The sequence below is a fragment of the Wenzhouxiangella psychrophila genome (assembly GCF_042310375.1).
GTDB lineage: Bacteria > Pseudomonadota > Gammaproteobacteria > Xanthomonadales > Wenzhouxiangellaceae > Wenzhouxiangella.
On record NZ_JBHJMQ010000003.1, the window covers coordinates 223,598 to 248,224 of the forward strand.

The following is a 24,627-nucleotide window of genomic DNA, read 5'->3' on the forward strand; positions in this document are numbered from 1 at the left end:
GGAGCAACTGCCCACTGCAAGTCAAGGAGACGGTCGCCAGTAGTCGCTGACTGGCCGCTCGTGCCAGGATCTCGTAGCGCTCGTCCAGTCAGGTCTCCACAACACCCCGCGGTCACCGTCCCGTTTGAATATCCCCCAAGCGCGCCGTGGGCTTTCAATCCATGGACGTTTGGAAGCGGTCGCTGAAGATAAAATCTTCCGTAGGTGGCGGCTCAGGCTCGGATTCGGTCGCCGTCGGGGTCCAGAAACCTCCGGTGACAGTCCAGTTATTATTGCTCACGGCGCGGGGAGGGGTCGCTTCCCATTGGCCCAACGTGCCGGAAACACGCCACTGATTGTCGGCAGTCCATGTCTTGAGCGTGCCGGCCGTTGCAAAAACGCTGCGGGTTAGCTTCAGCTGTTCGGCCAGAAGCAGGCCGGGCGCGACGGCCAAGCCCAACCCCAGGGCAATGGTTCGCAGCAGAGTAGATCGGTTCAAATGCCAGCGCATGACCTATTGCTCGACCAGGCGCAGCACCGGAATGGCGCGGGCCACAGTGTGCGTACCGCCATAGACGTTATCGTCCTGGAAGGAACCACGCTCCGATCCCAGTTGGCCGCTTGGGTTGTATCCCCAGCACCAGGCCCGACCCCCGCTGTCCACAGCACAGCTGAATTCGTCCATGGAGGTGCTGACCTGCGCTACGCGGGTCAGCACGCCGCCATCGGCTCCGAAACGGTCGAGGCGATCCTGGTAGACTCGAACCGCACGCGATATGCTCATGGGCTGAGCAACCCCGTTTCCGAGCTGTCCTACATCGCCAGATCCCCAGCACCAGGCGCTGCCGTCTTTTCGGGCTGCACACGCGTGATCCCCAGAGCCCGTGCCTCCGCCGCCGGCTTGGCCGATGCTGTGCAATTGATCGAGCGGGCCGCCATCGGCCGTACCGTCAGCGATTCTGATTTGCTGTGGAAAGACGAAATTTCCACTGAACTCGCCATTGCCCAATCGTCCAGAGGAGGCGGATCCCCAGCAATAACCCTGATTCTGCCCGCCATCGGAGACAACCGCACAGGTGCTGCTATCGAACGCTGAGACGTTGAAAACGTTGGTGAGCGAATTGGCTTCATTGCGGCGGATTCGGACCGGAATACTGCTACTAGCGTCAAATCCCGATTCGCCGTTGCCCAGCTGGCCAGCATTGCCTTGTCCCCAGCACCAGGCGTCACCATCTTTGGTGGCGGCGCAGGTATGTTCCCGTCCTGTTGTAACCTGAACAATCCCGCTGAGAATTCCGGCGCTCTCTCCCACGACCTGTTGCGCCCGGCTCTGGCTGATCGTGTTGCCAATGCCCAGCTGGCCACGGCCATTCCAGCCCCAACACCAGACGCTACCGTCAGCGTCAACTGCGCAGGCATGATTTTCCCCAGTGCTCACCTGCTCCGCACTGTCCAAAGGGGAGCCGGTGCCCTTGATAACCGCGACTGCCCGAGTCGTGTCGGCGTTGCTACCGTTTCCAAGCTGGCCATCGGAGTTGGCACCCCAACACCAGACTTGCCCGTCTGAATCCAATGCGCAGCCGAAATCATCGCTGGCGGCAACGCCGATGGCGCCGGTCAGGGGGCCACCATTGTTTCCGCCATCGTCGACCTCGACCTGAACCGCACCGTATACACGGTCTGAAGAGCCTAAGATCCCGTCGCCCAGCGAACCCGATGATCTTACACCCCAGCACCAGGCACTGCCGTCGTCGAGTGCCGCGCAGGCATGATCGGTCCCGGCAGCGATGTCGACCACGCCGGCCAGGCCGCATAGCGGCAGGCCGTCATCGCGCATACCCAGCAGTGGCCCGCCGGCATCGCAGAACGAACTATCGCGTTGGGCAAAGCGTGCCTGCGGGGTGGCGCCCACCCGTTGCCTATCGGCTAGAACGCTGCCGGCCACTTCAATCTCCAGCCACAGCGGGCGGCCGTCGAAGACATCGCCGTACTCCAGCTCAACCTGGAACAGCCCGTCGACCACGCTGACCGTCCCGGCATCATGCACGGCCACGGGCTCGCCGCCATCCGGCGCATCGAAAAGCAAAAAGCGCATTGTCACGCTTCCGTCATAGGGCCCTTCAGGATCTTCAAGTTGGCCCTGGTAGGTAATCGGTGCGGCCTGGAGCGTGAGCGCAAGACCCAGGGAAAAAGCCAAAGTAATGCTACGAATCATATTTGCTTCCCTCTGCCATTTATTGCCTGTATACCCACCACTATACGCAGTTTAGGCAAAATAGCTGACATTCGTTGCCATCCGCGGGCACGACGTATTCCCGAATGAACTTTGGGTGTCTATGCAGAGAAGGGAGGCATTGATAAGTGCCTCGTAGCGGATCTTTTTTGAAAATGATCGTCCTGTTACAAGGGTTTGGGATGAACCCTTCAGGGAGTTTAAAGCCCGCCCCATGGCAATCCGGCGAAGCCGGTGCGTGGTTGATCAGTGCGCGTGCCCGATTGCAGCCGGTTTCGCCCGGGTCGGCTTGGGACCGCCTCCGATTTTCTGGATATCTGGGATTCAGATTGGAGTTTCTTAGTGTGCTGGATACATTGGACTCCCAAGATCAGACCTTCGAGTGGGTCTCATCGTGAGGGTCCGAAGTGTTTATGGATCGGGGGACATTCAGCTTTTAACGTGCCTCCCCCAGTGACCTTGGTCAGGTGGCTGTAGCCCATCGCGGCCTTGGGGTCGGAGTAGCCGAGGGCAGTCACACTACGCCTCGACCCGACCACCCGACCGCAAGTCTATGAGTCACCCTCCCGTAAACTCATAGGATTCAATGAAATGGTGGGCCCTGCTGGACTTGAACCAGCGACCTACCGATTATGAGTCGGCTGCTCTAACCAGCTGAGCTAAGGGCCCGATATTTTCAGTCGTCATCGGTCTTGGTGTCGGCGCTGGTGCTGGCGGGGTTCTGCGCGTCGCCCTGGGCTTCGGCCATGGGCTTGGGCTGGAGGCCCTGTGCTTCCAGCTCTTCCTTCTTGCGCTTCTGGATGTAGTTGAGGTTGTTCTTGTACATGCTGGCGACCTTCTCCACGCCGTTTTCGGCGAGAAAGCCCTGGTTTCCTGCGGCCACGAAGGTGGCGTAAATGCCGGAGGCGGCCATCAGTGCCGCGGACACCACGTTCTGGTTGAATCCGCGATCGTTGACCATCTTGTTGGCCAGCTCGATGAATTCGTTGGTGGCCTGGTTATGGGCGTCGATCTGGTTCTGTTGTTCGGACATGATTGGCTCGAAAATCTTGTGAATTGGTGCCCGGCAGGCGGCGCTGCCGGCAGAGGCGCAAGAATATCATGATCGATGACGGCTTGGCCGTCAGTTGCGGCGCTTGCGGATGCCCAGGCTGGCGGCGGAAATGCTGGCTTCGTCGCCGCGCTCGGTTCGGATGGGCTGCCCCTCGTCCGGCGACCAGGCGGTGGCGTAGAGCATTTCCCAGGTCATGGCGATTTCGCCATCCCCGCTTTTCAGGCCGAGCCATTCGGTGCCGCCCGGCAGGGTGTAGCGCAGCCCCAGGTGCTCGAGATCGGCGAGAAGGCTCGAGAGGTCGCCGTGGGTGGTCGTGAGCCAGTCTGTGTCGAGCACCGGTTCCTGGAATCCGGCGCGGGTGAGCAAATCGCCCAGCTCCTGCGCGTGGGTGCGCGTGCCGCCGTCGACCACGGCGCCGACGCGCTGCAATTCGACCAGCGTGTCGGGTCCGGGCAGGGTCATCAGCAGCAGGCCGCGGGGGCGCATGATGCGGCGCAGGCCCGCCAGGGTGGCGGCCAGGTCGCCGCTCCACTGCAGCGACAGGTTGGCGTAGACGAGGTCGACGCTCGCCTCGGCCAGCGGTAGTCGGGACACATCCGCGCAGGCCAATTCGAATCGGGGGCGCCAGCGGCCGCGCCGTTTTCGGGCTTGGCCCAGCATCGATTGCGCGCCGTCGATCGCCAGTAACCGGGCCTGGGGGTAGCGTTCCCGGAGCTCCAACGCGTGTCTTGCGGTACCGCAGCCGAGATCGACGATGCATTCGGGGTCGAATCGCAAACCGTCGAGTCGTTCAAGCAGGCGGCGGCCGACTTCGTCGAACAGGGCGGCGTGCTCGTCGTAGCGCTCGGCGGCGACATCGAAGCGGCGCCGGACTTCGCGGGCGTCGGATCCGGTCGTCATCGGTGATAGCCTTTCAGGTGGTGTGGAACCATCCGGGGGCGGGCGGTCATGCGCGTGGAAAGTGTTTCTTCAGGAATCGGTCGCTGGCTGCTACCGCCAGTATGCCTGATCTGCGGCCAGCGCGCCCGGGAAGGGCTCGATTGCTGCAGTGGTTGCGAGGCCGATCTGGTGGTCATCGACAGTCAGTGCTGTCGCTGCGGTTTGTCCATGCCGGTGCCGACCCGGGCATGCGGCCGTTGTACCCGCCGCCCGCCGGCGTTCGATCGCACCTGGCCGGGATTCGCCTACGCCGGCCCGGTCGAGCGCCTGGTTCATCGTTTCAAGTTTCACCATGATCTGGCCGCCGGGCGTGTCCTGGCAGGTCTTTGCGCCCGTCGTCTCGCGGCGCTTGGCACAGACCGGCCGCAGGCCCTGGTGCCGGTGCCGCTTCACTGGCGGCGTTACCTGTGGCGGGGTTTCAATCAGTCGCGAATGCTGGCCGAGGATCTGTCGGGTTTTCTCGGCGGTATTCCCGTGTCACCGCTTCTTTCGCGTTCTCGCGCGACGCCGGCGCAATCTGGCCTGCCGGCGGCCAGCCGCGGGGCCAATGTCCGCAACGCCTTTCGGGCGCGCCTGCCCGGTTGTCGCCCGCGGCATGTCGCCCTGGTCGACGACGTGATGACGACCGGCACGACGCTGGATGCCTGTGCGCGGGCGTTGAAGAAATCCGGTGTTGAGCGGGTTGATGTCTGGGTCGTTGCGAGAGCCTAGGATCAGCTACCGCGCATGGCAAGGGACACGGCGGCGCCGACGAAGATGAACAGCCCGACCCAGTGGTTGCTCAGGAAGGTGCGGAAGCAGGCGGCGGGTTCGCGTTCGCGGATGCGCCAGAGCTGGAGCTGGAAGTGGAGGAACACCAGCGCCACGGCCGTGAACCAGGCTGGGTGGGGCAGGTACTGCAGTCCGATTGTCAAAAGCAGCGCCGTCATCACGCCCATCAGCGCGCCCAGGATGGGCACGTCGGCGCGGCCGAAGGCGATGGCGGTCGATTTGACGCCGACCTTGAGATCGTCGTCGCGGTCGGCCATGGCGTACTCGGTATCGAAAATCACCGTCCAGACAAAGTTGGTGGCGAACAGCCACCAGGCCAGGGCCGGCACCTGGCCGGCCTCGGCGGCGAAGGCCATGGGAATGGCCCAGCTGAACGAGGCCCCCAGCACCAGCTGCGGGAAATGCGTGAAGCGCTTGAAGAGGGGGTAGGTCGCGGCCAGCAGCGCGCCGAAGAAGGCCATTAGGATGGTCAGGCGGTTGGTCAGCAGCACCAGTACGAAGGCCATGAGCAACAGGCCGAAAAACAGCATCAGCGCCTGCCGTGCGGCGATCTCGCCGGCGGCGATGGGACGGTCGACCGTGCGGGCCACGTGCGGGTCGAGGTCGCGGTCGGCGTAGTCGTTGATGACGCAGCCGGCCGCGCGCATGATGATGACGCCGAGCGTGAAGATCACCAGGTTCTTGATGCTCGGCACGCCGCCGGCGGCAAACCACAGGCCCCACCAGGTGGGCCAGAGCAGAAGGGCGATGCCGATGGGGCGGTCGAATCGCATCAGCCGCAGCCAGGGCCCGGCCGGGCTGGAAAAGATCCGGGCACGCAATCGGAACTCCATGGTCAGTCTCCGTTGCCGTCGGTGAGTCGATAATCGGTGCAGGGTACCCGCACGCGCTGGGCGTTGGGTGAGGCGCGCACGATGAAACGCCACGGCGGTGATTCGCCGGGTTCAACCCGGTAGTCCACCCAGAATCGTGGAACCTTCTCCCGCCGCACTTCGAGCTGGGCGTTGAAGCCCATGGCCCGGATGCGCCGCTGCCGATCGCGGGCGTTTTCGATGTTTTCGTAGAGACCGACCGACACCGCGTTTTCCAGGCTTCCGCCGGCCACGACGTAGTAGTCTTCGACGCCGCGTTCGGCCAGCGCGCGCGTGAGTCCGAGGGCCTCGCTGCGGTCGGCGGCGGGCAGGTGGACCCACCAGCCGCGATCTCGGTCGGCTTCGGTCTGGCGGGTCTGCAGCCGGCTGGTAAAGGGCGCCAGGCGGTCACTGGCGCGTTGCTGGGCCAGCAGGGTCGGCAGCGGGCCGAGGGTGTAGCAGGTCGGGCCGGACCCGTCTTCATCGCCGCCCATGGCGTCGACCAGTTCCGCCCTGGGCAGATTGGGATCGAGCTCAGGCAGCTCACCGTCGCGTTCCGGCGGTGGCGCTGCGCCGAGGCGTCCAATCACGAAGATCACGGCGTTGACGACGATGAGGGCGACGGCGATCCAGCGCCAGTTGAGGTCATTCATTTCGATTGCGTTGCAATGGCCAGTCCGTGAAGCACCAGGTGCTGCTCATGCCGGGCCGGTCGCGCGAGAAGCGGAGCCAGCTCGGCGGCGTTTCCCCCGGTCAGCCACAGGCTGACGTGTTCCTCGGCGGCGCACTCGGCCGCGCCGACCGCGCGATCGATTCCGCCTGCGGCCAGCATCAGGCCGCCTCGTGACAGCGCCGAGCCGGTATCGAGGGCCGGCGCGTCGGCGTCGTCAGGCTCCGGCAGGTGGCGATCCAGTCGGGGCGCGCGGGCGAACAAGCCGTCGCGCGCTGCCTGGATGCCGGCCATGATCCAGCCGCCCCGGTGGTGGCCCTTGCCGTCGACGAGGTCAACCGTGATGGCCGTCCCGCTGTCGATCACCACGAAAGGCCCCGATCCTTCCAGCCGGGGCTTCTGCAGTGCCAGCCAGCGGTCGCAACCCAGTGACTCGTAGGCCGGTGCCACCGGCAGCGGGCGATCGCCGGTGGTCATGATATCGACTTGCAGGCCGGTTTGTCGCAGAAGATCGGCAATTCGTGCGACCGACCCGGGTCGCGATTGGCCGGAAAGCAGGGCGCGCCTGCAGTCCAGTTTGTCCACTGCGGCGACAAGCCCATTCGGCGATTCGGTCTCGCCGTGTCCGATGCTGTCCGGCTCGAGCAGGCCCTCGCGAGCACGGCCCCACTTGATTCGCGCATGACCGATATCGATGACCAGATCAGCGGACACGAACGCTCACCTCGCCGCTGGCCACGGCCATCGTTTCTCCGCCGGTTTCGAGTTTCAACCTGCCCTGGCGATCGATGCCGCGGGCCTGCCCCGTCGTTTCCGTCCCGTCGCCGCGAATGACCCTGACCGGCCGGTCCCGGAGGGCATCGAAACCCGGCCAGCGGGCCCGGAAATCCTCGAAGCCGTCGCGATCGAAGTCTGCCAGCGCGTCGGCCAGCGCGTCGATCAAGGCGGCGGCCAGCGCGTTGCGACCGACCGTCCGGCCGTGGTCTTCCAGTGCAGTAAATTCCTGGTCGATGCCGTCCATGGCCGCTGTCCGGAACAGGTTGATGCCGATGCCGACGACCGCGCGGCAGGGGCCTTCGGCAGCGCCGCCGAGTTCGACCAGGCAGCCGCCGAGCTTGGCGTCGGCGACGAACAGGTCGTTGGGCCACTTGACCTCGACCGGCGCGCCGCTGGCGCTGCGAAGGGTCTCGGCCGCGGCCAGTCCCACGACCAGGCTCAGCGGCGCCAGCCCGGCCAGGCCCGACTCGAAATGCCAGGCCAGCGACAGATAAAGGCCGCTGCCCGGCGGAGACTGCCAGCCGCGCCCGCGCCGCCCGCGCCCGGCCGTCTGGGCTTCGGCCACCAGGGCGTGAGCGTGCCGACTTCCGGCCGCCGAAAGACGGGCGTTGGTGGAGTCGACCGCTCCGGCCGTTTCAACGTGAATTCCGGGCGACTCGAGCTGCGCGCAGATAGCCTCCTGGTTCAGTAATTCGATAGCGTGCGGGAGGCGGTAGCCGTCCCCGGCCGTGCCCGGGATCTCCAGGCCCATCCCGCGCAGGGATTGCATGCGCTTCCACACGGCCGCACGCGTGATGCCGAGTTCTTCGGCCAGTGTTGCGCCGTTGTGGAGCTGGCCGTCGGCCAGGCGGGCGTAAAGCTCGTGGATTCCGGGTTTCATTCAATCAGCTTGTTTCAACGTCGCTTGAGCAGGCGCGCTTTCTCGAAACGATTTTCGTCGCCGGCGCGCATGCGCGCCAGGTTGGCCCGGTGCGTGAAGATCAGCAGCACAGCCAGGCCGATGGCCAGCGCGGCCAGGGCCGGGGGCAGGGGATCGGGGCCCAGGGTCCACATCGAGGGCACCAGGCTCAGCCCCGCCAGAATGGTCGCCAGGCCGACGTAGCCGGTACCGACGAGGGTCACCACCCAGACCAGCAGCAGCGGCGCGAGGCACCAGGGCGCGACCACGGCAATGGCGCCGACGGCCGTACCCGCGCCCTTGCCGCCGCGAAAACGGAAGAATACGGGCCAGACATGCCCGACGACGGCCATGAAAGCACCGATGGCGGCCAGGGTGATGAATTCGACCGGCTCGGCCGCAACCAGCGGGGCGGCCAGCGGCAACACGCCGGCGGCGAGCGCGCCCTTGCCGACGTCGATGATGACCACGCCCAGCGCGAACTGCCAGCCCACCGTGCGCAGGGCATTGGTGCCGCCGGCATTGCCCGAGCCCATGCCGCGGATATCGATACCGCGCAGGCGCCCGAGCAGCAGGGCGCCGGAAATCGAGCCCAGCAGGTAGCCGCCGACGAGCGCGATGATGACTTCAATCATGGCGTGCCTCCGGCGGCTTCCAGACGTGCATGCCGGCGATCAGGGTGCCGGGACCGGCGTGGGCGCCCACGGCCGGGCTGGCTTCGACCACCCAGCAGGCGTCGACCCGTGGATGGCCGGCGAGGATCCGTTTGCGTAAATCCTTTGCGTCGGCCTCGGCGTCGGTGTGGCTGATGATGACGCGGTAGGTGGCGTCATCATTCATCCGGCGCAGCAGGTAGCGGGCGAATTTCTCCACGGTTCGCTTGCGACCGGGGATCACGCCCCGTGCGACGAGATCCCCCTCGGGTGAGGCGGTCAGAATCGGATTGAGACGCAGACTACGCGCCAGCTTCTCCATCCAGGGCTTGATGCGGCCGCCGCGCACGCCCCAGCTCAGATCGCGCGCCAGGGCGAACGTCTTGAACGACTCGCGCATTTCCGTCAGTTTCGAGCGGATGGCCACGCGCTCCCAGCCCTTTGCCGCGGCCTCGGCGGCCCACAGCACCATCAGGCCCTGGCCGCAGGCGGCGTTGCGCGTGTCCATCACCTCGATGCGCTCGGGGTCGACCCGTTCAGCGGTCTGGCGCGCGGCCTGCAGGGTGCCGCTGAGGCGTCCGGAAAGCTGTACGCCCAGCACTTCAAGGCCGTGCGAAGTCAGCAGCTCGTATTGTCGTCGGAAATCGGCCGGCGGCGGCTGCGAGGTCTGCGGGTGGACCGGGGAGTCGGCCAGGCGCGCGTAGAACTGCGACGGCGTCATGGTGAGCTTGTCGAGGAATTCCTCGTCGCCGAAGTTCAGCCGCACGGCCACGACGTGGATGCCCAGGCGCTCGATCTCCTCGGCCGGCAGGTCGGCGGCCGAGTCGGTCAGGATGGCGACCTGGCCCTGGTGGTTCATCAACCCGTGCTGGCGGGTCATGTCGTCGGCTTTCTGCTGTGTCAGCTCGCCGAATTCGCCGCACAGGCTGAAGATCTCGCCGGGGCTGTCGGTATGAATGTGCACGCGGGCGCGACGCTCACCGCCGGCGACCACCAGGGAACTGGCGTCGAGTTGGTCCAGGCGTTCCCGCAGTCCCGCCACGTCCAGCTCAGTGCCCTCGATCAGGCATTCGGTGCAGAAGCGGTGCCTGTCCGGCGCGGCGTGTCCGCCGGTGCTGGCGGTCGGCGGCACCTCGGCCTTGTCGGCGAAGCGCGGGATCTTGCCGCTTTGCATGTAGCCCCACATGCCCTCGAGCAGGTCGACGAAGCCCTGGGCGCCGGCATCGACCACGCCGGCGTCGCGCAGGGCGGCCAGCTGGTCTGGCGTGCCCGCCAGCGATTTGCGGGCCCGCTCGAGGCCGCGCCGGAACATCTCGCGGATGTCGTCGACCCCGTCGCGGGCGACACGCATGAGCTCGTCGGCGAAGTCCTCCAGCACCGTGGGCAGCGTGCCGGGTACCGGCTCGGACATGGCCGACCAGGCCGAGCGTGCTCCCGCGGCCGAGACCGTTGCAAGGCGCTGGCCGTCGAGTACCTGGAAATCGCGCGAGGATTCGCTCAAGCCCTGGAAATACTGCGCCATGATCGCGCCGGAATTGCCGCGCGCGCCGTCGAGGGCGGCATCGGCCACGCCCCGCAGCAGCTCGGGCAGGTTGCGCGCGGGCTGCCCCTCGATGGCGCGCCGGACGCTCGCCAGGGTAAAGACGAGGTTGGTGCCGGTGTCGCTGTCGGCGACCGGGAATACGTTGATCGCGTTGATGTGGTCGCGCTGGCGAAACACGTTGGCGATACCGGCCAGCAGAGCCTGCTCCAGCCGACGGGCATCGACGTGGGAAATGGCCTGCTTCACGTCAGTCGGCGACCAGTTCGCGCACCTGCGAGGCGGTGAACGGCCAGGACAGCTTTTCGCCGGTTTCGGTGTTGTGCAGCACCGGGACCTTGTCGCCGTAGCGCTCGAGCAGCTCCAGGTCGGATTCGATGTCGACCTTTTCGTAAGCGCTGCCGAAGCCGCCCTCGGCGAGCAGGGTTTCAGCCTTGTTGCAAAGGCCGCAATCCGGACGGGTGTAGAACTTGAGTTTCATGGATGTGTTCGGCGCAGTTCGCGGTCGCAGAGTGTTGCATTTTATCGTCAATGAATCCACCACGCTCCGATGTTGTCGAAGCGGCAAAGACGCTACACTCTGGATTATGGCTGTCAGTATTTTCGACCTTTTCAAGATCGGCATTGGTCCGTCGAGTTCACACACCGTCGGCCCGATGCGGGCGGCGGTGACTTTCGTCGATCGCCTGGCCTCATCCGGCCAGATAGGCGAGGTGGCCCGCGTGCAGACGGACCTGTTCGGCTCGCTCGGGCACACCGGTCGCGGTCACGGCTCCGATCGCGCCGTGATCCTTGGGCTGGAGGGTGAGATGCCCGATCGGGTCGATCCCGATCATATTCCGCGCCGCATGGACGAGATCGCCGAGTCGGGCCGCATGCGCCTGGCCGGTGAACACGAGATTGAGGTCGATCTGCGCAAGGACCTCGTCTTCCACAAGCGCAAGACCCTGCCGCACCACCCCAACGGCATGCGTTTCACCGCTTTCGATGCAGACGATAACGAGCTGCTGTCGCGCGAGTACTACTCGGTCGGCGGCGGTTTCGTGGTCAATGCCGACGAGGCAGCGGCCGACCGCATCGTCGCCGACGAAACGCCCATGAAGTATCCCTTCAACACCGGCGATGAACTGCTCGCGATCTGTGCTGAGCACGACCTGCGCATCAGCGACGTGATGCTGGCCAACGAGACCGCCTGGCGCAGCGAAGACGAGATTTGCGACGGCCTGCTGACGATCTGGCAAGCGATGCAGGAATGCGTCGATCGCGGCATCGGCATGGAAGGCACCCTGCCCGGCGGGCTGAAAGTTTCGCGCCGGGCGCCGGCGCTGTACAAAAAGTTGGTCGCGCGCGCGAAAGAAGACAATCTCGACCAGCTTGACTGGATCAATCTCTACGCCCTGGCCGTAAACGAGGAAAATGCCGCCGGCGGCCGGGTCGTGACGGCGCCGACCAACGGTGCGGCCGGCATCATTCCCTCGGTGCTGCACTACTACCGACGCTTCATCGAGAGCGCCGACGAGGACGGCATCATCGAGTTCCTGCTCACCGCCGGCGCCATCGGCATCCTGTACAAGGAAAACGCCTCCATTTCCGGCGCCGAGGTCGGTTGCCAGGGCGAGGTTGGCGTGGCCTGCTCGATGGCCGCCGGCGGTCTCACGGCCGCCCTAGGCGGCAGCATGGGCCAGGTCGAGAACGCGGCCGAGATCGGCATGGAGCACAACCTGGGCCTGACCTGCGATCCGGTCGGCGGGCTGGTTCAGATTCCCTGTATCGAGCGCAATGCCATGGGTTCGGTCAAGGCGGTCAACGCCATGCGCATGGCCATGGCCGGCGACGGCAAGCATCGCGTGAGCCTCGACAAGGTGATCAAGACGATGCGCGATACCGGGGCCGACATGAAGTCGAAGTATAAGGAGACTTCGCGGGGTGGGTTGGCGGTGAACGTAATTGAGTGTTAAGTGTGAAGTGTTCAGTGTGAAGTGGGCTGGGCGTGGATTGGTCTGGCGGCTCGGTGTCCTGGGTCTTGGGTTGGTGCTGTCGTTGGGGGCGATGGCGCAGACGATCTATATCTGGGAAGACGAGGACGGGATCAAGCACTTCACCGATCGCAAGCCGGAGACCGATCGTGAAGTCACCATTCAGCGTGCCGTGGCCGAGCCGCAGCGCCTGGTCGACGTGGTCAAGGCCGGCACCGGGGACGACCCGGTCTGGCGCTTCCGTAATCGAATCCACGGCCCGGTGACGGTTCGCGTTTCCCTGGCCGAGGCCAGCAACGTGGTCAGCGAGCCTCCCCTGCCGGCCAGTTTTGTGCTTGATGCGCTCGAGGAGCGCGAGCTGGTCACGCTGGGACCGCTGAACGAACGCCGTTCCTGGTCTTACAAGTTCAGGACCGCCAGCCTGCCCGGAAGCATCGAGGCCGAGCATGCGCCAAAGCGCCCGTATCGACCGCCGATCGCGCCGGGCAGTCGGTTTCGCGTCGGCCAGGCTTTCGGCGGCGAGTACAGCCACAAGGGCCCTTCCGGTTTTCACGCCGTCGATATCCAAATGCCGGTGGGAACGCCGGTGCACGCCGCGCGCGAGGGCGTGGTGATGGCCGTTGCCCGCTACTTTCATAAAGCCGGTGAGGATCTCGAACGCGACGGTCCGCGCGCCAACTACGTGCGCATCGTCCACGATGACGGCTCGATGGCGCTCTATGCCCACCTCGACTACGAGGGCGTGCTCGTGCGCGAGGGCCAGCGCGTCGAGCGCGGCGATCGCATCGCGCGCTCGGGCAATACCGGCTACAGCACCGGCCCGCACCTGCACTTCGCCGTCCAGCTCAATCGCGACATGGAGTTGACATCGGTGCCGTTCGAGTTCGAGGGCGAGAGCGGAAAGGCATTGGCCCCGGAGCCGGGGCAACTGCTCACGGCCGATTAGCGATCAGTCGCAGTCGGCCAGCTTGGGCTGGGCGAGGCGTTCGATGGGATATTCGCCCGAGCCGTAGCCGTCGATGTTGCTGTTCCACTCAACTCGACCGGTGTCCTCGTCGTTGAACTCGATGATGAAATCGCCCCATTCGACCAATTGCACATCGTCGGGATCGAAATTGTGACCAAAACTCCCACCGGTGGGCTGATACAGCTTCAGTTCGGCCCGCTCCTGCCATGGCCACGCCGGGGCGAGCACGACACCCTTGTCGACAAAGCTGCCATCCCCGACCATCCAGGCCTGCCGGCCGGAATCATCCGGCTGGTAGGTGAACCAGTACGCGACGATGCGATGGTCGGGCAATACTTCCACGAGAAAACCTTCGCCCGAGCTTTCGGGGTTATACCAGGCGCCGGCGTACTGCTGGAACGGGCTCTGGTTTTCGCAGGTGGTGCCGGCCAGTTGCGATAGCTGGCGATACTCGAGCCGGTCGGAGAGGCTGTCGCCGAAGCAGTTCAGAACAGGTGGATAGGGGAGAATGCAGGCATTGGAAGTCTCGTCGATGTAGACGCGTTCGGTGAGGATCCGGTCAGCGTCCAGCCGGTCGAGGCGGAAGCTGCCGCGGTTCTGCATGGCATTTCCTTGTTCCAGCAGTCCGGTGCCGAAACGGCCTTGCGTGCGCAGAAGTTCGCGCCAGGAAATATTGTTGTCATTCGGAGACTCGGCGCCGACCAGCCACTGCTGGTGGCCGTCCTCGTCGAAGGTGAAGACGTAGTTGAGCACGGTGCCGTTGTCGAGCGCCTGCACGACGATGCCTTCTCCGTTGCGGTCGGGGTCGAACCAGCTGCCGCTGATGGCCATGGCAGGATCGAGGGGCTGGCGCTCGGCCGAAAGGCAGCTTTCGAATTCGCCGCCGACATGTCGGCTTCGCAGCCAGTCCCGAAATTCCACGCTCTCGGGGACGGCCCAGTCGTTCCAGCACAGGTTCAGTCCGCCACCCCAGCGGGAGGGTCCGTTGTGCGGCATGAAGTTGCCTTCCATGAGCGTTGTCGGCAGCGCACCCGAGAAATTGTTGTCCGACAGGTCGAGGAACTGGCCGTTGGAAAATTTTGATCCGTCCAGCAGCGACATGGGCAGCCCCTCCAGCCGATTGTTGGCGAGGCTCAGCCAGCTTCGCCCGGACCAGCCGGAAGGGACTTCGCCCTCGAAGTCGTTGCTTGAAAGATCCAGGAACCAGTTGCCGCTCGGCGGGCCGCCGGTGACTTGGCCGGCTACCGCGCTTGATCCGGTAGGCAGTTCGCCCACGAAACGGTTTCTGGATAGATCCACTTCGCCCGGGGAGCCCGGCAGGTGGTCGAGCGTCCCGCCCAGCAGGTTGTCGCTGAGGTCCAGCCGGTTGTGAACGATCTCGAAGATGCGCGTGTCCAGCGTGCCCGAGAGGTTGTTGCCGGGCAGTTCCACGCTCGAGACGATATCGCGGCCGATGTCGCCTCGAAACGCGCAGTTCACGCCGTACCAGGTACAGGGATCGCTGCCCGGCTGCAGCCAGCGGTAGTTGCGGTGCCATTCGTCACCGTTGGCTGCCTGGTAGAAGGCTTCGAGGATGTCGCGTTCTTCTTCGGTCACGCTGGCACCGGCCGGTGCGGCCAGGGTCAGGGCCAATACGGTCGCGCAGGGGATACTGAAATGCTTGGCATTCATTGGCTGTCGCCCTCTGGGCACTCGGCCAGCATGGGCTTGGCAAGGCGCTTGATGGGATATTGGTTACTGCCGCAGCCTTCGAGACGGCTGTCGAACCAGACGCTACCGTTGCCTTCGCTGCCAAAAATCAGTGTTAATTCTCCCCAATCAAGATTTTCCACGCCGGTTGTGCTGGCCGGGAAGCTTTGGCCGGCATCGATCGGCAGGTTCATTTGTTCGATCTCGATGACCGCATCTGGCGGCTCGCAGCCGGGTGCGAGGCAAGTTTCGGTGCCGGCGGCGATGCTGCCCTGGCCGATCATCCAGGCCTGGTCGCCGGTTTCATCAGGCTGGTGGGTAAACCAGTAGACCACCGCTCCATCATCGGGCAGGACTTCGACGATAAAGCCTTCGCCCGCGCGCTCCGGGTTGTACCAGGCGCCGGAATATTGCTGGAACTCGCTCTGATTGTCGCAGGTGGTGCCGGCCAGTTCGGACAGGCGGGCCAGGTCGGCCCTGAAATCCAGCGGGTTGGGCGCGTGGATGATCGGGCCGTCGTCGGGCTGCGCCACTTCGCCCAGCCAGTAATTGATGTGTGCAGACAGGTGCAACTGCCCGTCGGCGACGCCGTCCATGCGCTGCTCGCCCTTGCGTTCGATGGGATCCGAAACGTCCCCGTATCCCTGCCCGAAACGGCCTTCCGTGCGCAGCAGCTCGTCGAAGAACAGCGTCGTGTCTTCGTGTCGGCCCGCTCCGACCAGCCACATCTGGCGGCTGGCGCTGATATGCGTGAACCAGTAAATCAGCGGCGTGCCGTCCTCGAGCAGCATCAGTGAATAGCCCTCGCCATCGCGGGTGGGATCGAACCAGCTGCCGCTGACTTCGGGTCCGACCGTGCGGCGTTCCCGGTTCATGCAGCTGTCGAAATCGGGGCCGCCGACGTGGCGCTCGGCCAGCCACTCCCGGGTGGCTTCGTCGCCGACGGTCAGTCCGGTCCAGCAGATATTGACGCTGCCGACAACTCCGAAGCGGGAGTCCAGCGGCAGCTCGGTGATCCAGGCCGGCAGTTCGCCGGAAAACGCGTTGTCGGACAGATCCAGGAGGCTCGCCTCGGCCGGGTCGAGCGCCTCGACGGCCGCACTGACTGAACCATCGAGCGCGTTGTTGGATAGATCCAGCTGGATGAGGGACAGATCCTCCCAGCTCGACGGCACTTCGCCTTCGAAGGCATTGTTGTTCAAGCGCAGGAATTCCAGCCCTTGGGTGACGGCGTCGGCTTCGATCGTCGGCAACTCGTTGTCGAAGCGGTTGTTGCCCAGGCGGACTCTGCGGGTGAAATGCGGAAGCTTGTGAAGTGTGCCCTCGATGGCGTTGTCGCTCAGATCCAAGCGCATTTCCGGGGCGACACTGCTGGCAAGCAGCTCGGCCAGTCTCGGCGTGATTTCTCCGGTGAGATTGTTGTCGGCCAGGTCGAGCGCGTAGAACTCGAAATACCCCGGCCAGAATTCCTCGCCGCAGACGACGCCGTGCCAGTCGCACCAGTGGACCTCCGGATCCAGCCAGCCCTCGTTGTTGTGCCAGTTCTCGCCGCCCAGGGTTTCGTAGAGCAGGGGCAGGAGTTCGTCGTCGGCTTGGGGTGGCGGGGGAGACAGGGCGAACGCCGTGGTGGAGAAGGCGATCAATGCCGTGGCTAAAGCCGTGCCGGTGGCTCGAATAATGCCTGGATAGTTCTTCATTAGAGGCCACCTTAGCCTGTACCAACACAATCCCCGTATCCGATAGTACGAAAGTGGTCCGACTTGCGCAAATCCAGTGTATTGGCCCCGTGCGTCGGAATGGGTCGCGCCGGTATAATGACGGGTTTCCCTTTAACGGCTGCACCATGCCCCGACTGACCGACGAAATCGAGCGTCGGCGAACGTTTGCGATCATCTCGCACCCTGACGCCGGCAAGACCACGCTGACCGAGAAGTTCCTGCTGTTCGGCGGGGCGATCCAGCTTGCCGGTTCGGTCAAGTCGCGCAAGGCCGATCGCCACGCGACTTCCGACTGGATGGAGATGGAAAAAGAGCGCGGTATCTCGATCACCTCCTCGGTGATGCAGTTCCCCTACCACGAGCGCATCGTCAACCTGCTCGACACCCCGGGCCATGCCGACTTCTCCGAGGACACTTACCGCGTGCTCACCGCCGTGGATTCGGCGCTGATGGTCATCGACTGCGCCAAGGGCGTGGAGGAGCGCACCATCAAGCTGATGGACGTTTGCCGCATGCGCGCCACGCCGATCTTCACCTTCATCAACAAGCTCGACCGCGAGGGCAGAGAGCCGATCGAGCTGCTCGATGAGGTCGAGGAAGTACTCGGCATCGAGTGTGCGCCGGTGACCTGGCCGATCGGCATGGGGCGGCGCCTGAAGGGTATCTACCACCTGCTCCGCGACGAGATTCATATCTACGAGTCGGGCAAGAACTACATGCGCCAGGATCCGAAGGTCATCGCCGGCATCGACTCCCCCGAGGCCGACGAGGCCCTGGGCGACATGGCCGCCGAACTGCGCGATGAGATCGAACTGGTCGCCGGCGCCAGCCACGACTTCGACCTGGCGCGTTACCTCAAGGGCGAGCAGACGCCGGTGTTCTTCGGCTCGGCCCTGAACAACTTCGGCGTGATTCCGCTGCTGGACGAGTTCGTGGAACACGCGCCGCAGCCGCAGCCGCGCGAGACCCTGGGCCGCAGCGTCGATCCGGCTGAAGAAAAATGCACCGGCTTTGTGTTCAAGGTGCAAGCCAACATGGACCCGGCCCATCGCGACCGCATGGCCTTCATGCGCGTGTGCTCAGGGCGTTTCGAAAAAGGCATGAAGCTGCATCACGTGCGTATCGGCAAGGAACAGCGCACCCACGGCGCGCTGACCTTCATGGCCGACGAGCGCGCCACGGCCGAATACGCCTACCCCGGCGATATCGTCGGCCTGCACAACCACGGCACGATCGGCATCGGCGATACCTTCACCGAGGGCGAGAAGCTGCAGTTCGCCGGCATCCCGAGTTTTGCCCCGGAGCTGTTCCGCCGCGTGCAGCTCAAGGATCCGCTAAGACTCAAGGCGCTGACCAAGGGCCTGGCCCAGCTGTCGGAAGAAGGCGCGACGCAGTTCTTCAAGCCCTTGATCGGCAACGACCTGGTCGTCGGCGCCGTCGGCATGCTGCAGTTCGACGTGGTGGCCTACCGGTTGAAAGAGGAATACAACGTCGAGGCGGTGTTCGAGGCGGTTAATGTCGCCACCTGCCGCTGGGTGAATGCGGAGTCCGACCGGGAGCTGGAGAAATTCCGCAACAAGAACGAGCAGCACCTGGCCGAGGACGGCGGCGGCCGCCTGGTCTACCTGGCGCCCACCCGAGTGAACCTGCAGCTGGCCGAGGAACGCCACCCCGAGATCACCTTCCGCGCCACGCGCGAGGTCAGCGTCTACGTCGACACTGACTGAGCCCTCCCTTCCCGGTCCCGACATGGCGCGCTGACCGTTTTTCGGCGCATTTGTCGTTATTTAAGGATGGCGAGGAACTGCCCTGAAAGCCGTTCATCGAGGATTTAGCTAACCCTCTGCTATATTGCCGGGCAAGCAGTCGGCATGGCAGCGGAGGGACAAGGGGAAGGAGGACGAGTTTATGGCACAGGTACTGGGCCGCTATCACATCATCAATGAGCTCGGCCGCGGTGGCATGGGCGTGGTCTACAAGGCGCTCGATCCCAAGCTGGAGCGCTTCATTGCCATCAAGTGCCTGAGCGAGGAGCTCAGCGCCGACGAGATCGTCGTCGCCCGCTTCCTGCGCGAGGCGCGCAACGTGGCCGCGCTCAATCACCCCAACATCGCCCAGATCTTCATAGCCGACGAGCACGAGGGCAAGCCCTACTTCGTCATGGAATATGTCGACGGCGAATCCCTGGCTGAATTCATCGACCGCGAGGGACAGTGTTCGCCCGAAATGGCCCGCCGGGTCACGGAGCAGGCGGCCAATGCGCTTGCGGCCGCGGCCGAGGAAGGCATCGTTCACCGCGACGTCAAGCCCGGCAACATCATGATCGACCGGCGCGGACGAGCCGTGCTGACCGACTTCGGCATTGCCTGTGTGACGGCGGAGCAATCCGGATCGAGCGGCAGCCAGTTGATCATGGGAACACCCGGCTACTTGCCGCCGGAGGCGCTCAACGGCGAAGCGGTGGATTCGAGAAGCGACATGTTCGCGCTCGGTGCGGTCTGGTACGAGATGCTCACCGGCCAGCGCCTGATGCCCTGGCGCGATCTCAAGGGAGCGTACAAGCAGCTCGCCGCCGGCGATTTTCCGAACCTGTCCGCACTCGAGGGCAAGGTGGACGAGCGCGTTATCGAAATCGTGCGCAGAATGCTGGCAGTGAAGCCGAAAGATCGATATGCCGATTGGCGGGCCCTGCTGGTGGATATGGAGCCGCTCAAGACCGGCCGCACGGGGCCGGTCGAGCGCTCGGATTCCGGCCCGTCGACGGCCGAACGCGAAATGACCGCGGCGCTTGCGACCAAGCGCGTGGAAGAGCGGAAGCCGACCGAACCCGCGCCGCAAGCCGCCACCGTCGTGAAGACCCAAACTGCGAGTGCGACTGCAACCCAGACCGAGGGTCAGCACCCCGTTCCGGCACAAAAGGAATCAAAACCGGGAGGCGGGCGATTTGCGGCCGTTGCGATCGTGCTGGTTCTCCTTCTGGCGCTGGCGGGCGCCGGCTTCGGCCTGGCCTACGTCGCGCCCTCGACCTGGAACAAGATGACCGCCTGGCTGCCGGGCGGCGAAGAACAACCGGCCGCGGCATCGGCCGACGCTGAATCCGATGCGGAGTTGGCGGATACGGCCACGGCGGATACCGGCACGGATGATTCGGCTGCGTCCGGCCAGGACGAACAGGCTTCAACCGCAACGGATGCCAGGGAGTCGGCCAGGGCCGGCCTGGCGCTGGCCGATGAAGACTCGGGCGAAACGGCTCAAAGCGAAGAGGGCGGTAGTCCGGAAGCCGGTTCCAATGCCGATATGGCCGAGTCGAACAGCGAGACGGACCAATCCCGGTCGGCGGCCGATGAGTCGGCGACGGGGGAATCCCCTGCCGTTGCCGGTGAACCGTCCGATGACTTGTCGGCGCCTGAGGAAACTGGCCCTGCTGATCGCGCCTCCGGCGCCCCGAAATCGGAACCGGGGGCGAACGATGACCGCAGCCTGGCCATGGCCGATTCCGAGGCGGCCGAGGCAGCTACAATGCCGGCACCTGAAACCACCAGCCGTGCATCCGAGCCGCCGCCACCGCCGCGCGGCGTCCTGGTCGTCGGTGTCGGTGATCCGGTGATTGCCGACCCCATGGTGCGCGAGATCGAATCGGCCCTGCGCGGCGGTTCCCACCCGCTCGTGCAACCGAACTTCGTTCGCGGCTACCGCGATCATGTTCAGGGCGAAGAACTCGACCTGGCCGGCCTGAAAGCGCCGGCGCTGGATGCAGGAGCACGCTACGTGGTGGTAGCCCGGGCACTGCCGGCCGGCGAGCGAGAACTGCAGTACTACAACCGCGTCGAAACGGCCTATATCGCCCAGCTCGAGGCCGTTACCTACGACCTCCACGAAATGCGCCAGATGGGGTCCTCGCCGGTCGAGCAGATCGAGTTCACGTCGCTCAATGCCACGCGGCGGGCGGTTGATTCCGTCAGGCCCTGGTTGGCGGGAATTCGGGATCAATTTGATTGATGATTCTTTGCGGGGGCATCGGGTTGTTTTGCCTCTGGGCAGATTGTTGCCACCGCACGGGGTGGCGTCCTCGACAGGTCAACTGCTGTTCCGCCCGCCTGCTTCGCAGGCTGATGGCGGGTACTTTTTTCATGCGCGAAAAAAGGCACGAAAAACGCGCTTAAAAGATGGACGGGTTCCTCTCAGGAACCTTTTCGCGGAGCGGCTTCAGTATTGCGACTGGGGCTTTGCTCTGGCCCGGCCGGATTCATTGAGCCCTCGATTCGAGGCTTGGCGTGGCCCGACCGACTGCCCCGACCCCGATGAATACCAACAGCGGCGCTGAAGCGCCCACACTGAAAGCACGGTGTCACATCTCCAGCTTTCCCCACAGCGATTGGAAGTTGGCCTTATCGAAGTCGTACCTTTTCGGTGCGGGCTACGCCCGATCCATACTGAAGTCGCCACCCAATTCGACCGAGCAGGAGCGAAGATGGCGGCAAAATACTGAAGCCCGCACACCAGCTTGGTCCTGCGGCGCATCCGCAATCTTTTAAGCGCGCTTTTGGTCACTTTTTTCGCGCGAGAAAAAAGTGACTCGCCGCAAGAGCCTGCGAAGCAGGCCGGGCGAAACAGCAGTTGACTTGTCGAGGCTCGCTCAGCGTCCGGTGGCGCCACTCAGTCCAGTGCTAGCGGTGTTGACGAACCACCCGCCATCAGCCTGCGGAGCAGGCGGGCGGAACAGCCTTTGAAGTGTCGAAGCCCGCACCGCCTCCGGTAACTTCCAACTCTTAAAAGTGATTGCTTGCCAAGCCAACTTGGCACAAAAAAGGCCCCGCTAAAAACGAGCGAGGCCTTTTCACGATCAAGCGACGCGAGTCGCGCTGACTGACTTACTGCACGTCGAGCGTGTACTCGGACGCGACCCACCCGGTGCGGCCTTGATCGTCGCGGATCTGGAGCCAGTCGCCGGCGCGGGCCATCACGTCGGCCATGGCGCCCGAACTCAGGCTGAACTGAACGGAGCTGTCGCCATTGGGGCCGGAGCGGACGTTGAGCGAGTTGGCGGTGATCACCACGCGCTCGCCGGTGCCGCCACCGCTGCTGCTGCCGCCATTGCCGCCTGAGCTGGTAGCCTGGTAGCCGGCCGCCTGGCCGCCGCCGTGGCGGTAGTAGCGTTGCGGCGTGCGGCTGACGACTTCCTCGACCGCCTTTCCGATGACCTGGCGCAGGGCCTTTTCGCGCGGCGTGTTCTCCCAGCTCGACAGCGAGCCGCCCAGGGCGTGGCGGCCGGTGTAGCCGGCCAGCGCGCCGCCGATGTCGAAGTCCTTGGCCTCGCCCTCGACGCTGGTGGCTGCCAGCACGCGGCTGGTGTTGGTATCGATGATGCGCAGGTCGATGGCCATATGCGCGCTGCTGCTGCCGCCGGCGATGCCGCCGATCAGTTTGCCGATGCGGCCGCCACCGACCGAGCCGCGGGAGCCGCTGGCGTTTTCCGAAAACTCGGTGACGGCGGCGACGACCAGCAACTCGGCCCCTTCGATTTCGCCGATGGCGGCGGCGGTGTCCTCGCGCACGCGACCGCTGGCACCGAGATCCTGCTCGGACATGATGTCGTCGATCGCTTCGCGTTCGAGGACGATGAAGCGGCCGGAGCTGAACAGGGCTGTGGTCAGCATGTCGGCCATGCCGTCACCGATTGAGGGGTTCCACCAGTTGCCCGAGCTGCCCGCCTTGTTTTCGAAGCGGGCCACGGCGATACGGGCCTGCGGGCCGTCGTAGGCGGCCGAGCGGGCTTCATCCATGCTCGGTCCGGAACCGCTGTCGCGGACCTGGGTGGTGGTGCCGGCCGCCGGGCAGCCGGTCAGCATGGCGAGTGCGCAAATGCCGGCGATCAATCTCAATTTCATGGTTCTATCCCTCCTGGATTCATCCAATTACGTGCTTCACTGCGATCCCGACAGGATCGGCGGGCCGTATGACGGTGTACCCCACTAACGAAATTTCTGCTTCAATCCGGCCAGTGTTCGGCTGGGCAGCAAGTTTATTCTAGTCCCGCCGCGAGCTGATGCGCCAGAGCGGCGTGCAAAACAATATGTTAAAAGTACCGGCGCATCATTCAGGGAGTCGAACGAATTGATTCAGAGTGTTCTCGGGCTGGCGGGCATCGCCGTCCTGCTGGGTATTGCCTGGGCCCTGTCGTCGGCTCGCCGGGAGGTCGCGTGGCAAACCATTGCCGTGGGGCTCGTGCTGCAGCTCTTGCTGGCCATCCTCGTGCTGTGGGTGCCGCTGGGCAAGCTGTTGTTCGATCAGCTCGGGCAGCTGTTCGTGACCCTGATCGGGTACACCAGCGCTGGCGCCGAGTTCATCTTCGGGCCGCTGGCCGATGCCGAGGAATTCGGTTTCATCTTCGCCTTCCAGGTGCTGCCGACGATCATCTTCTTCGCCTCGCTGATGGCCTGCCTGTATCACATCGGCATCATGCAGAAGCTGGTCGAAGTCATGGCCTGGGTGATGACCCGTTTCATGAAGGTCTCCGGCAGCGAGTCCCTGGCCACGGCCGCCAATGTCTTCGTCGGCCAGACCGAGGCACCGCTGGTGGTGCGTCCCTTCATCGCCGGCATGACCCGTTCGGAACTGTTCGCACTGATGACCGGCGGCATGTCGACCATTGCCGGCGGCGTGCTGGCCGCCTACGTCATGCTGCTTGGCGGTTCCGACCCCGCCGAGCAGGCCTTTTTCGCCAAGCACCTGATCTCGGCATCGATCATGGCCGCGCCGGCCGCGCTGGTCGTGGCCAAGCTGTTGCTGCCCGAAACCCAGGAGTCGGAAACCGCCGGCACTGTGCGCACTGCCATCGACCGGCCGCACACCAACCTGATCGAGGCGGCCGCAGGCGGGGCCGGTGAGGGCCTGAAGTTGGCGCTCAACGTGGGTGCCATGCTGCTGGCCTTTCTGGCGCTGATCGCGCTGGTCAACGGGCCGCTCGGCTGGCTGGGCGAGATCAGCGGCCTGGAAGCGCTGGTCGGCCAGCCGATCGAGCTGGCGCTGATCCTCGGCTGGGTCTGTGCTCCGCTGGCGATCCTGGCCGGTGTGCCGATCGACGAGGCGGTGGCGGTGGGCGGCCTGATCGGCCAGAAGATCGTGGCCAACGAATTCGTCGCCTATGTCGCGTTGACCGAGATGCAGTCGGAGCTGTCCGAGCGTGCGGTCCTGATCTCGACTTACGCACTTTGCGGCTTCGCCAATTTCGCCTCGATTGCCATCCAGATTGGCGGCATTGGCGGGATTTCCCCGTCACGCCGCGCCGACCTGGCCCAGCTCGGTCTCAAGGCCGTTCTCGGCGGCACGCTGGTGTCCCTGCTCAACGCAGCCTGGGCCGGCATTCTGGTGGGTTAGTGGGCGCCGGCTGGTGACCACGTTACGAACGCAGCGTCTGATTATCCGGCCCTGGCGGCAGGATGATCGCCCGGCGCTCGAGCGCATGGTGCGTGATGCCGACATGATGCGCTACGTCACCCAGGGAAGGACCTGGTCTGACGAGTCGGTCGACGAGATGCTCGAACGCCAGCAGCGCCACCTGGCGCAGCACGGGGTGTGCTTCGGTGCGGCGGAGTTGGCGACCACGGGAGAAGTCATCGGCCTCGTCGGCCTGCAGCAACTGGACGACGGCGACTTCGAGCTCGGCTGGTGGATCTGGAGGGATTACTGGGGACAGGGTTTCGCCACCGAGGCCGGCGGCGCCTTCGTCGCCCATGCCCGCGACGTCATGGGCCTGAAAACCCTCGTCGCCGTGATCGATCCGCCAAATGCCGCTTCACGGGCCGTGGCCGAGAAACTCGGCCTGCGCTTCGAATGCACCAAGAGCGCGCGCGAGACGATTTCCCGCCGAGAGGATCTGCCGATCGCCTTCTACAGGATTCGATTCTAGGCC

At 64.7% G+C, this 24,627-nt stretch carries 21 protein-coding genes and 1 tRNA gene; 7 read left to right on the forward strand and 15 right to left on the reverse strand.

Translation table 11 applies throughout. The features are described 5' to 3' along the window. Positions 1-154: 154 nt before the first annotated feature. The 5 genes from ACDC66_RS05730 to ACDC66_RS05750 all read right to left on the reverse strand — a co-directional run bounded on the left by ACDC66_RS05730 (position 155) and on the right by ACDC66_RS05750 (position 4,166). A complete protein-coding gene (locus ACDC66_RS05730) occupies positions 155-490 on the reverse strand; it encodes a hypothetical protein (RefSeq protein ID WP_376695727.1) in 336 nt (111 codons plus the stop codon). 3 nt (positions 491-493) lie between these two features. After that, positions 494-2,194, reverse strand: a complete 1,701-nt coding sequence (locus tag ACDC66_RS05735; protein WP_376695728.1) for an RCC1 domain-containing protein — start codon at positions 2,192-2,194, stop codon at positions 494-496. 610 nt (positions 2,195-2,804) lie between these two features. After that, positions 2,805-2,881: transfer RNA gene (locus ACDC66_RS05740), tRNA-Ile, on the reverse strand. Between the two features lie 7 nt (positions 2,882-2,888). After that, a complete protein-coding gene (locus ACDC66_RS05745; RefSeq protein WP_376695729.1) occupies positions 2,889-3,245 on the reverse strand; it encodes a DUF3144 domain-containing protein in 357 nt (118 codons plus the stop codon). 90 nt (positions 3,246-3,335) lie between these two features. After that, entirely contained in the window at positions 3,336-4,166 is an 831-nt protein-coding gene (locus tag ACDC66_RS05750; RefSeq protein WP_376695730.1) for a methyltransferase domain-containing protein, read from the reverse strand. Between the two features lie 48 nt (positions 4,167-4,214). On the opposite strand from ACDC66_RS05750, the gene ACDC66_RS05755 reads away from it, so the two are divergent. Beyond that, positions 4,215-4,916 (forward strand): ComF family protein, encoded by a 702-nt coding sequence (locus tag ACDC66_RS05755; RefSeq protein WP_376695731.1) that lies wholly within the window; start codon positions 4,215-4,217, stop codon positions 4,914-4,916. Positions 4,917-4,918: 2 nt separating this feature from the next. Here the strand turns inward: ACDC66_RS05755 and ubiA are convergent, their stop codons facing one another. The 7 genes from ubiA to ACDC66_RS05790 are packed head-to-tail and all read right to left on the reverse strand — an operon-like array spanning position 4,919 to position 10,846. After that, positions 4,919-5,809, reverse strand: a complete 891-nt coding sequence (gene ubiA, locus ACDC66_RS05760) for a 4-hydroxybenzoate octaprenyltransferase (RefSeq protein ID WP_376695732.1) — start codon at positions 5,807-5,809, stop codon at positions 4,919-4,921. 2 nt (positions 5,810-5,811) lie between these two features. Then, entirely contained in the window at positions 5,812-6,480 is a 669-nt protein-coding gene (locus tag ACDC66_RS05765; protein ID WP_376695733.1) for an SPOR domain-containing protein, read from the reverse strand. Continuing rightward, entirely contained in the window at positions 6,477-7,211 is a 735-nt protein-coding gene (locus tag ACDC66_RS05770) for a type III pantothenate kinase (protein WP_376695734.1), read from the reverse strand. Before ACDC66_RS05770 ends, ACDC66_RS05765 begins: the two co-directional genes overlap by 4 nt. Beyond that, on the reverse strand, positions 7,201-8,154 hold the full coding sequence (locus tag ACDC66_RS05775; RefSeq protein WP_376695735.1) for a biotin--[acetyl-CoA-carboxylase] ligase: 954 nt from the start codon (positions 8,152-8,154) through the stop codon (positions 7,201-7,203). The genes ACDC66_RS05770 and ACDC66_RS05775 overlap by 11 nt, the downstream gene beginning before the upstream one ends. Positions 8,155-8,168: 14 nt before the next feature. Continuing rightward, complete coding sequence (plsY, locus tag ACDC66_RS05780; RefSeq protein WP_376695736.1) at positions 8,169-8,807, reverse strand: glycerol-3-phosphate 1-O-acyltransferase PlsY; 639 nt, start codon at positions 8,805-8,807, stop codon at positions 8,169-8,171. Beyond that, positions 8,800-10,614 carry a DAK2 domain-containing protein gene (locus tag ACDC66_RS05785; protein ID WP_376695737.1) on the reverse strand — a complete coding sequence of 605 codons (1,815 nt, stop codon included), beginning with the start codon at positions 10,612-10,614 and terminating at the stop codon, positions 8,800-8,802. The genes plsY and ACDC66_RS05785 overlap by 8 nt, the downstream gene beginning before the upstream one ends. Before the next feature lies 1 nt (position 10,615). Continuing rightward, on the reverse strand, positions 10,616-10,846 hold the full coding sequence (locus tag ACDC66_RS05790) for a glutaredoxin family protein (protein ID WP_376695738.1): 231 nt from the start codon (positions 10,844-10,846) through the stop codon (positions 10,616-10,618). 106 nt (positions 10,847-10,952) lie between these two features. Here ACDC66_RS05790 and ACDC66_RS05795 point away from each other — a divergent pair, with 106 nt between their 5' ends. After that, on the forward strand, positions 10,953-12,323 hold the full coding sequence (locus ACDC66_RS05795; protein WP_376695739.1) for an L-serine ammonia-lyase: 1,371 nt from the start codon (positions 10,953-10,955) through the stop codon (positions 12,321-12,323). A gap of 73 nt (positions 12,324-12,396) precedes the next feature. After that, on the forward strand, positions 12,397-13,287 hold the full coding sequence (locus tag ACDC66_RS05800; RefSeq protein ID WP_376695900.1) for a peptidoglycan DD-metalloendopeptidase family protein: 891 nt from the start codon (positions 12,397-12,399) through the stop codon (positions 13,285-13,287). A 3-nt stretch (positions 13,288-13,290) separates the two neighbouring features. On the opposite strand, the gene ACDC66_RS05805 is transcribed toward ACDC66_RS05800, so the two are convergent. After that, on the reverse strand, positions 13,291-14,979 hold the full coding sequence (locus ACDC66_RS05805; protein WP_376695740.1) for a hypothetical protein: 1,689 nt from the start codon (positions 14,977-14,979) through the stop codon (positions 13,291-13,293). Continuing rightward, positions 14,976-16,694: a hypothetical protein gene (locus ACDC66_RS05810; protein WP_376695741.1), complete on the reverse strand. Its 1,719-nt coding sequence runs from the start codon at positions 16,692-16,694 to the stop codon at positions 14,976-14,978. The genes ACDC66_RS05805 and ACDC66_RS05810 overlap by 4 nt, the downstream gene beginning before the upstream one ends. A gap of 146 nt (positions 16,695-16,840) precedes the next feature. Between ACDC66_RS05810 and ACDC66_RS05815 the strand changes: the two genes are divergently transcribed. Next, on the forward strand, positions 16,841-18,442 hold the full coding sequence (locus ACDC66_RS05815) for a peptide chain release factor 3 (protein WP_376695742.1): 1,602 nt from the start codon (positions 16,841-16,843) through the stop codon (positions 18,440-18,442). Between the two features lie 181 nt (positions 18,443-18,623). Further along, positions 18,624-20,714, forward strand: coding sequence for a protein kinase domain-containing protein (locus ACDC66_RS05820; RefSeq protein ID WP_376695743.1), 2,091 nt, complete (start codon positions 18,624-18,626; stop codon positions 20,712-20,714). 872 nt (positions 20,715-21,586) lie between these two features. On the opposite strand, the gene ACDC66_RS05825 is transcribed toward ACDC66_RS05820, so the two are convergent. Continuing rightward, positions 21,587-22,603 (reverse strand): CsgG/HfaB family protein, encoded by a 1,017-nt coding sequence (locus ACDC66_RS05825; protein WP_376695744.1) that lies wholly within the window; start codon positions 22,601-22,603, stop codon positions 21,587-21,589. Between the two features lie 226 nt (positions 22,604-22,829). Here ACDC66_RS05825 and ACDC66_RS05830 point away from each other — a divergent pair, with 226 nt between their 5' ends. Both ACDC66_RS05830 and ACDC66_RS05835 read left to right on the forward strand, forming a co-directional pair. Continuing rightward, positions 22,830-24,092 carry a NupC/NupG family nucleoside CNT transporter gene (locus ACDC66_RS05830; RefSeq protein ID WP_376695745.1) on the forward strand — a complete coding sequence of 421 codons (1,263 nt, stop codon included), beginning with the start codon at positions 22,830-22,832 and terminating at the stop codon, positions 24,090-24,092. Positions 24,093-24,105: 13 nt separating this feature from the next. Continuing rightward, the gene (locus ACDC66_RS05835) at positions 24,106-24,624 is read left to right on the forward strand and encodes a GNAT family N-acetyltransferase (RefSeq protein WP_376695746.1); all 519 of its coding nucleotides are present in this window, start codon (positions 24,106-24,108) and stop codon (positions 24,622-24,624) included. Positions 24,625-24,627 lie beyond the last annotated feature (3 nt).

What these genes read in the sequence shown, in the direction of transcription:
- ACDC66_RS05825 (WP_376695744.1), bottom strand. Translation starts at nt 22,603, where the DNA reads ATGAAATTGAGATTGATCGCCGGCATTTGCGCACTCGCCATGCTGACC.
- ACDC66_RS05820 (WP_376695743.1), top strand. Translation starts at nt 18,624, where the DNA reads ATGGCACAGGTACTGGGCCGCTATCACATCATCAATGAGCTCGGCCGC.
- ACDC66_RS05730 (WP_376695727.1), bottom strand. Translation starts at nt 490, where the DNA reads ATGCGCTGGCATTTGAACCGATCTACTCTGCTGCGAACCATTGCCCTG.
- ACDC66_RS05815 (WP_376695742.1), top strand. Translation starts at nt 16,841, where the DNA reads ATGCCCCGACTGACCGACGAAATCGAGCGTCGGCGAACGTTTGCGATC.
- ACDC66_RS05745 (WP_376695729.1), bottom strand. Translation starts at nt 3,245, where the DNA reads ATGTCCGAACAACAGAACCAGATCGACGCCCATAACCAGGCCACCAAC.
- ACDC66_RS05775 (WP_376695735.1), bottom strand. Translation starts at nt 8,154, where the DNA reads ATGAAACCCGGAATCCACGAGCTTTACGCCCGCCTGGCCGACGGCCAG.
- ACDC66_RS05805 (WP_376695740.1), bottom strand. Translation starts at nt 14,979, where the DNA reads ATGAATGCCAAGCATTTCAGTATCCCCTGCGCGACCGTATTGGCCCTG.
- ACDC66_RS05765 (WP_376695733.1), bottom strand. Translation starts at nt 6,480, where the DNA reads ATGAATGACCTCAACTGGCGCTGGATCGCCGTCGCCCTCATCGTCGTC.
- ACDC66_RS05755 (WP_376695731.1), top strand. Translation starts at nt 4,215, where the DNA reads ATGCGCGTGGAAAGTGTTTCTTCAGGAATCGGTCGCTGGCTGCTACCG.
- plsY (WP_376695736.1), bottom strand. Translation starts at nt 8,807, where the DNA reads ATGATTGAAGTCATCATCGCGCTCGTCGGCGGCTACCTGCTGGGCTCG.
- ACDC66_RS05795 (WP_376695739.1), top strand. Translation starts at nt 10,953, where the DNA reads ATGGCTGTCAGTATTTTCGACCTTTTCAAGATCGGCATTGGTCCGTCG.
- ACDC66_RS05810 (WP_376695741.1), bottom strand. Translation starts at nt 16,694, where the DNA reads ATGAAGAACTATCCAGGCATTATTCGAGCCACCGGCACGGCTTTAGCC.
- ACDC66_RS05790 (WP_376695738.1), bottom strand. Translation starts at nt 10,846, where the DNA reads ATGAAACTCAAGTTCTACACCCGTCCGGATTGCGGCCTTTGCAACAAG.
- ACDC66_RS05735 (WP_376695728.1), bottom strand. Translation starts at nt 2,194, where the DNA reads ATGATTCGTAGCATTACTTTGGCTTTTTCCCTGGGTCTTGCGCTCACG.
- ubiA (WP_376695732.1), bottom strand. Translation starts at nt 5,809, where the DNA reads ATGGAGTTCCGATTGCGTGCCCGGATCTTTTCCAGCCCGGCCGGGCCC.
- ACDC66_RS05750 (WP_376695730.1), bottom strand. Translation starts at nt 4,166, where the DNA reads ATGACGACCGGATCCGACGCCCGCGAAGTCCGGCGCCGCTTCGATGTC.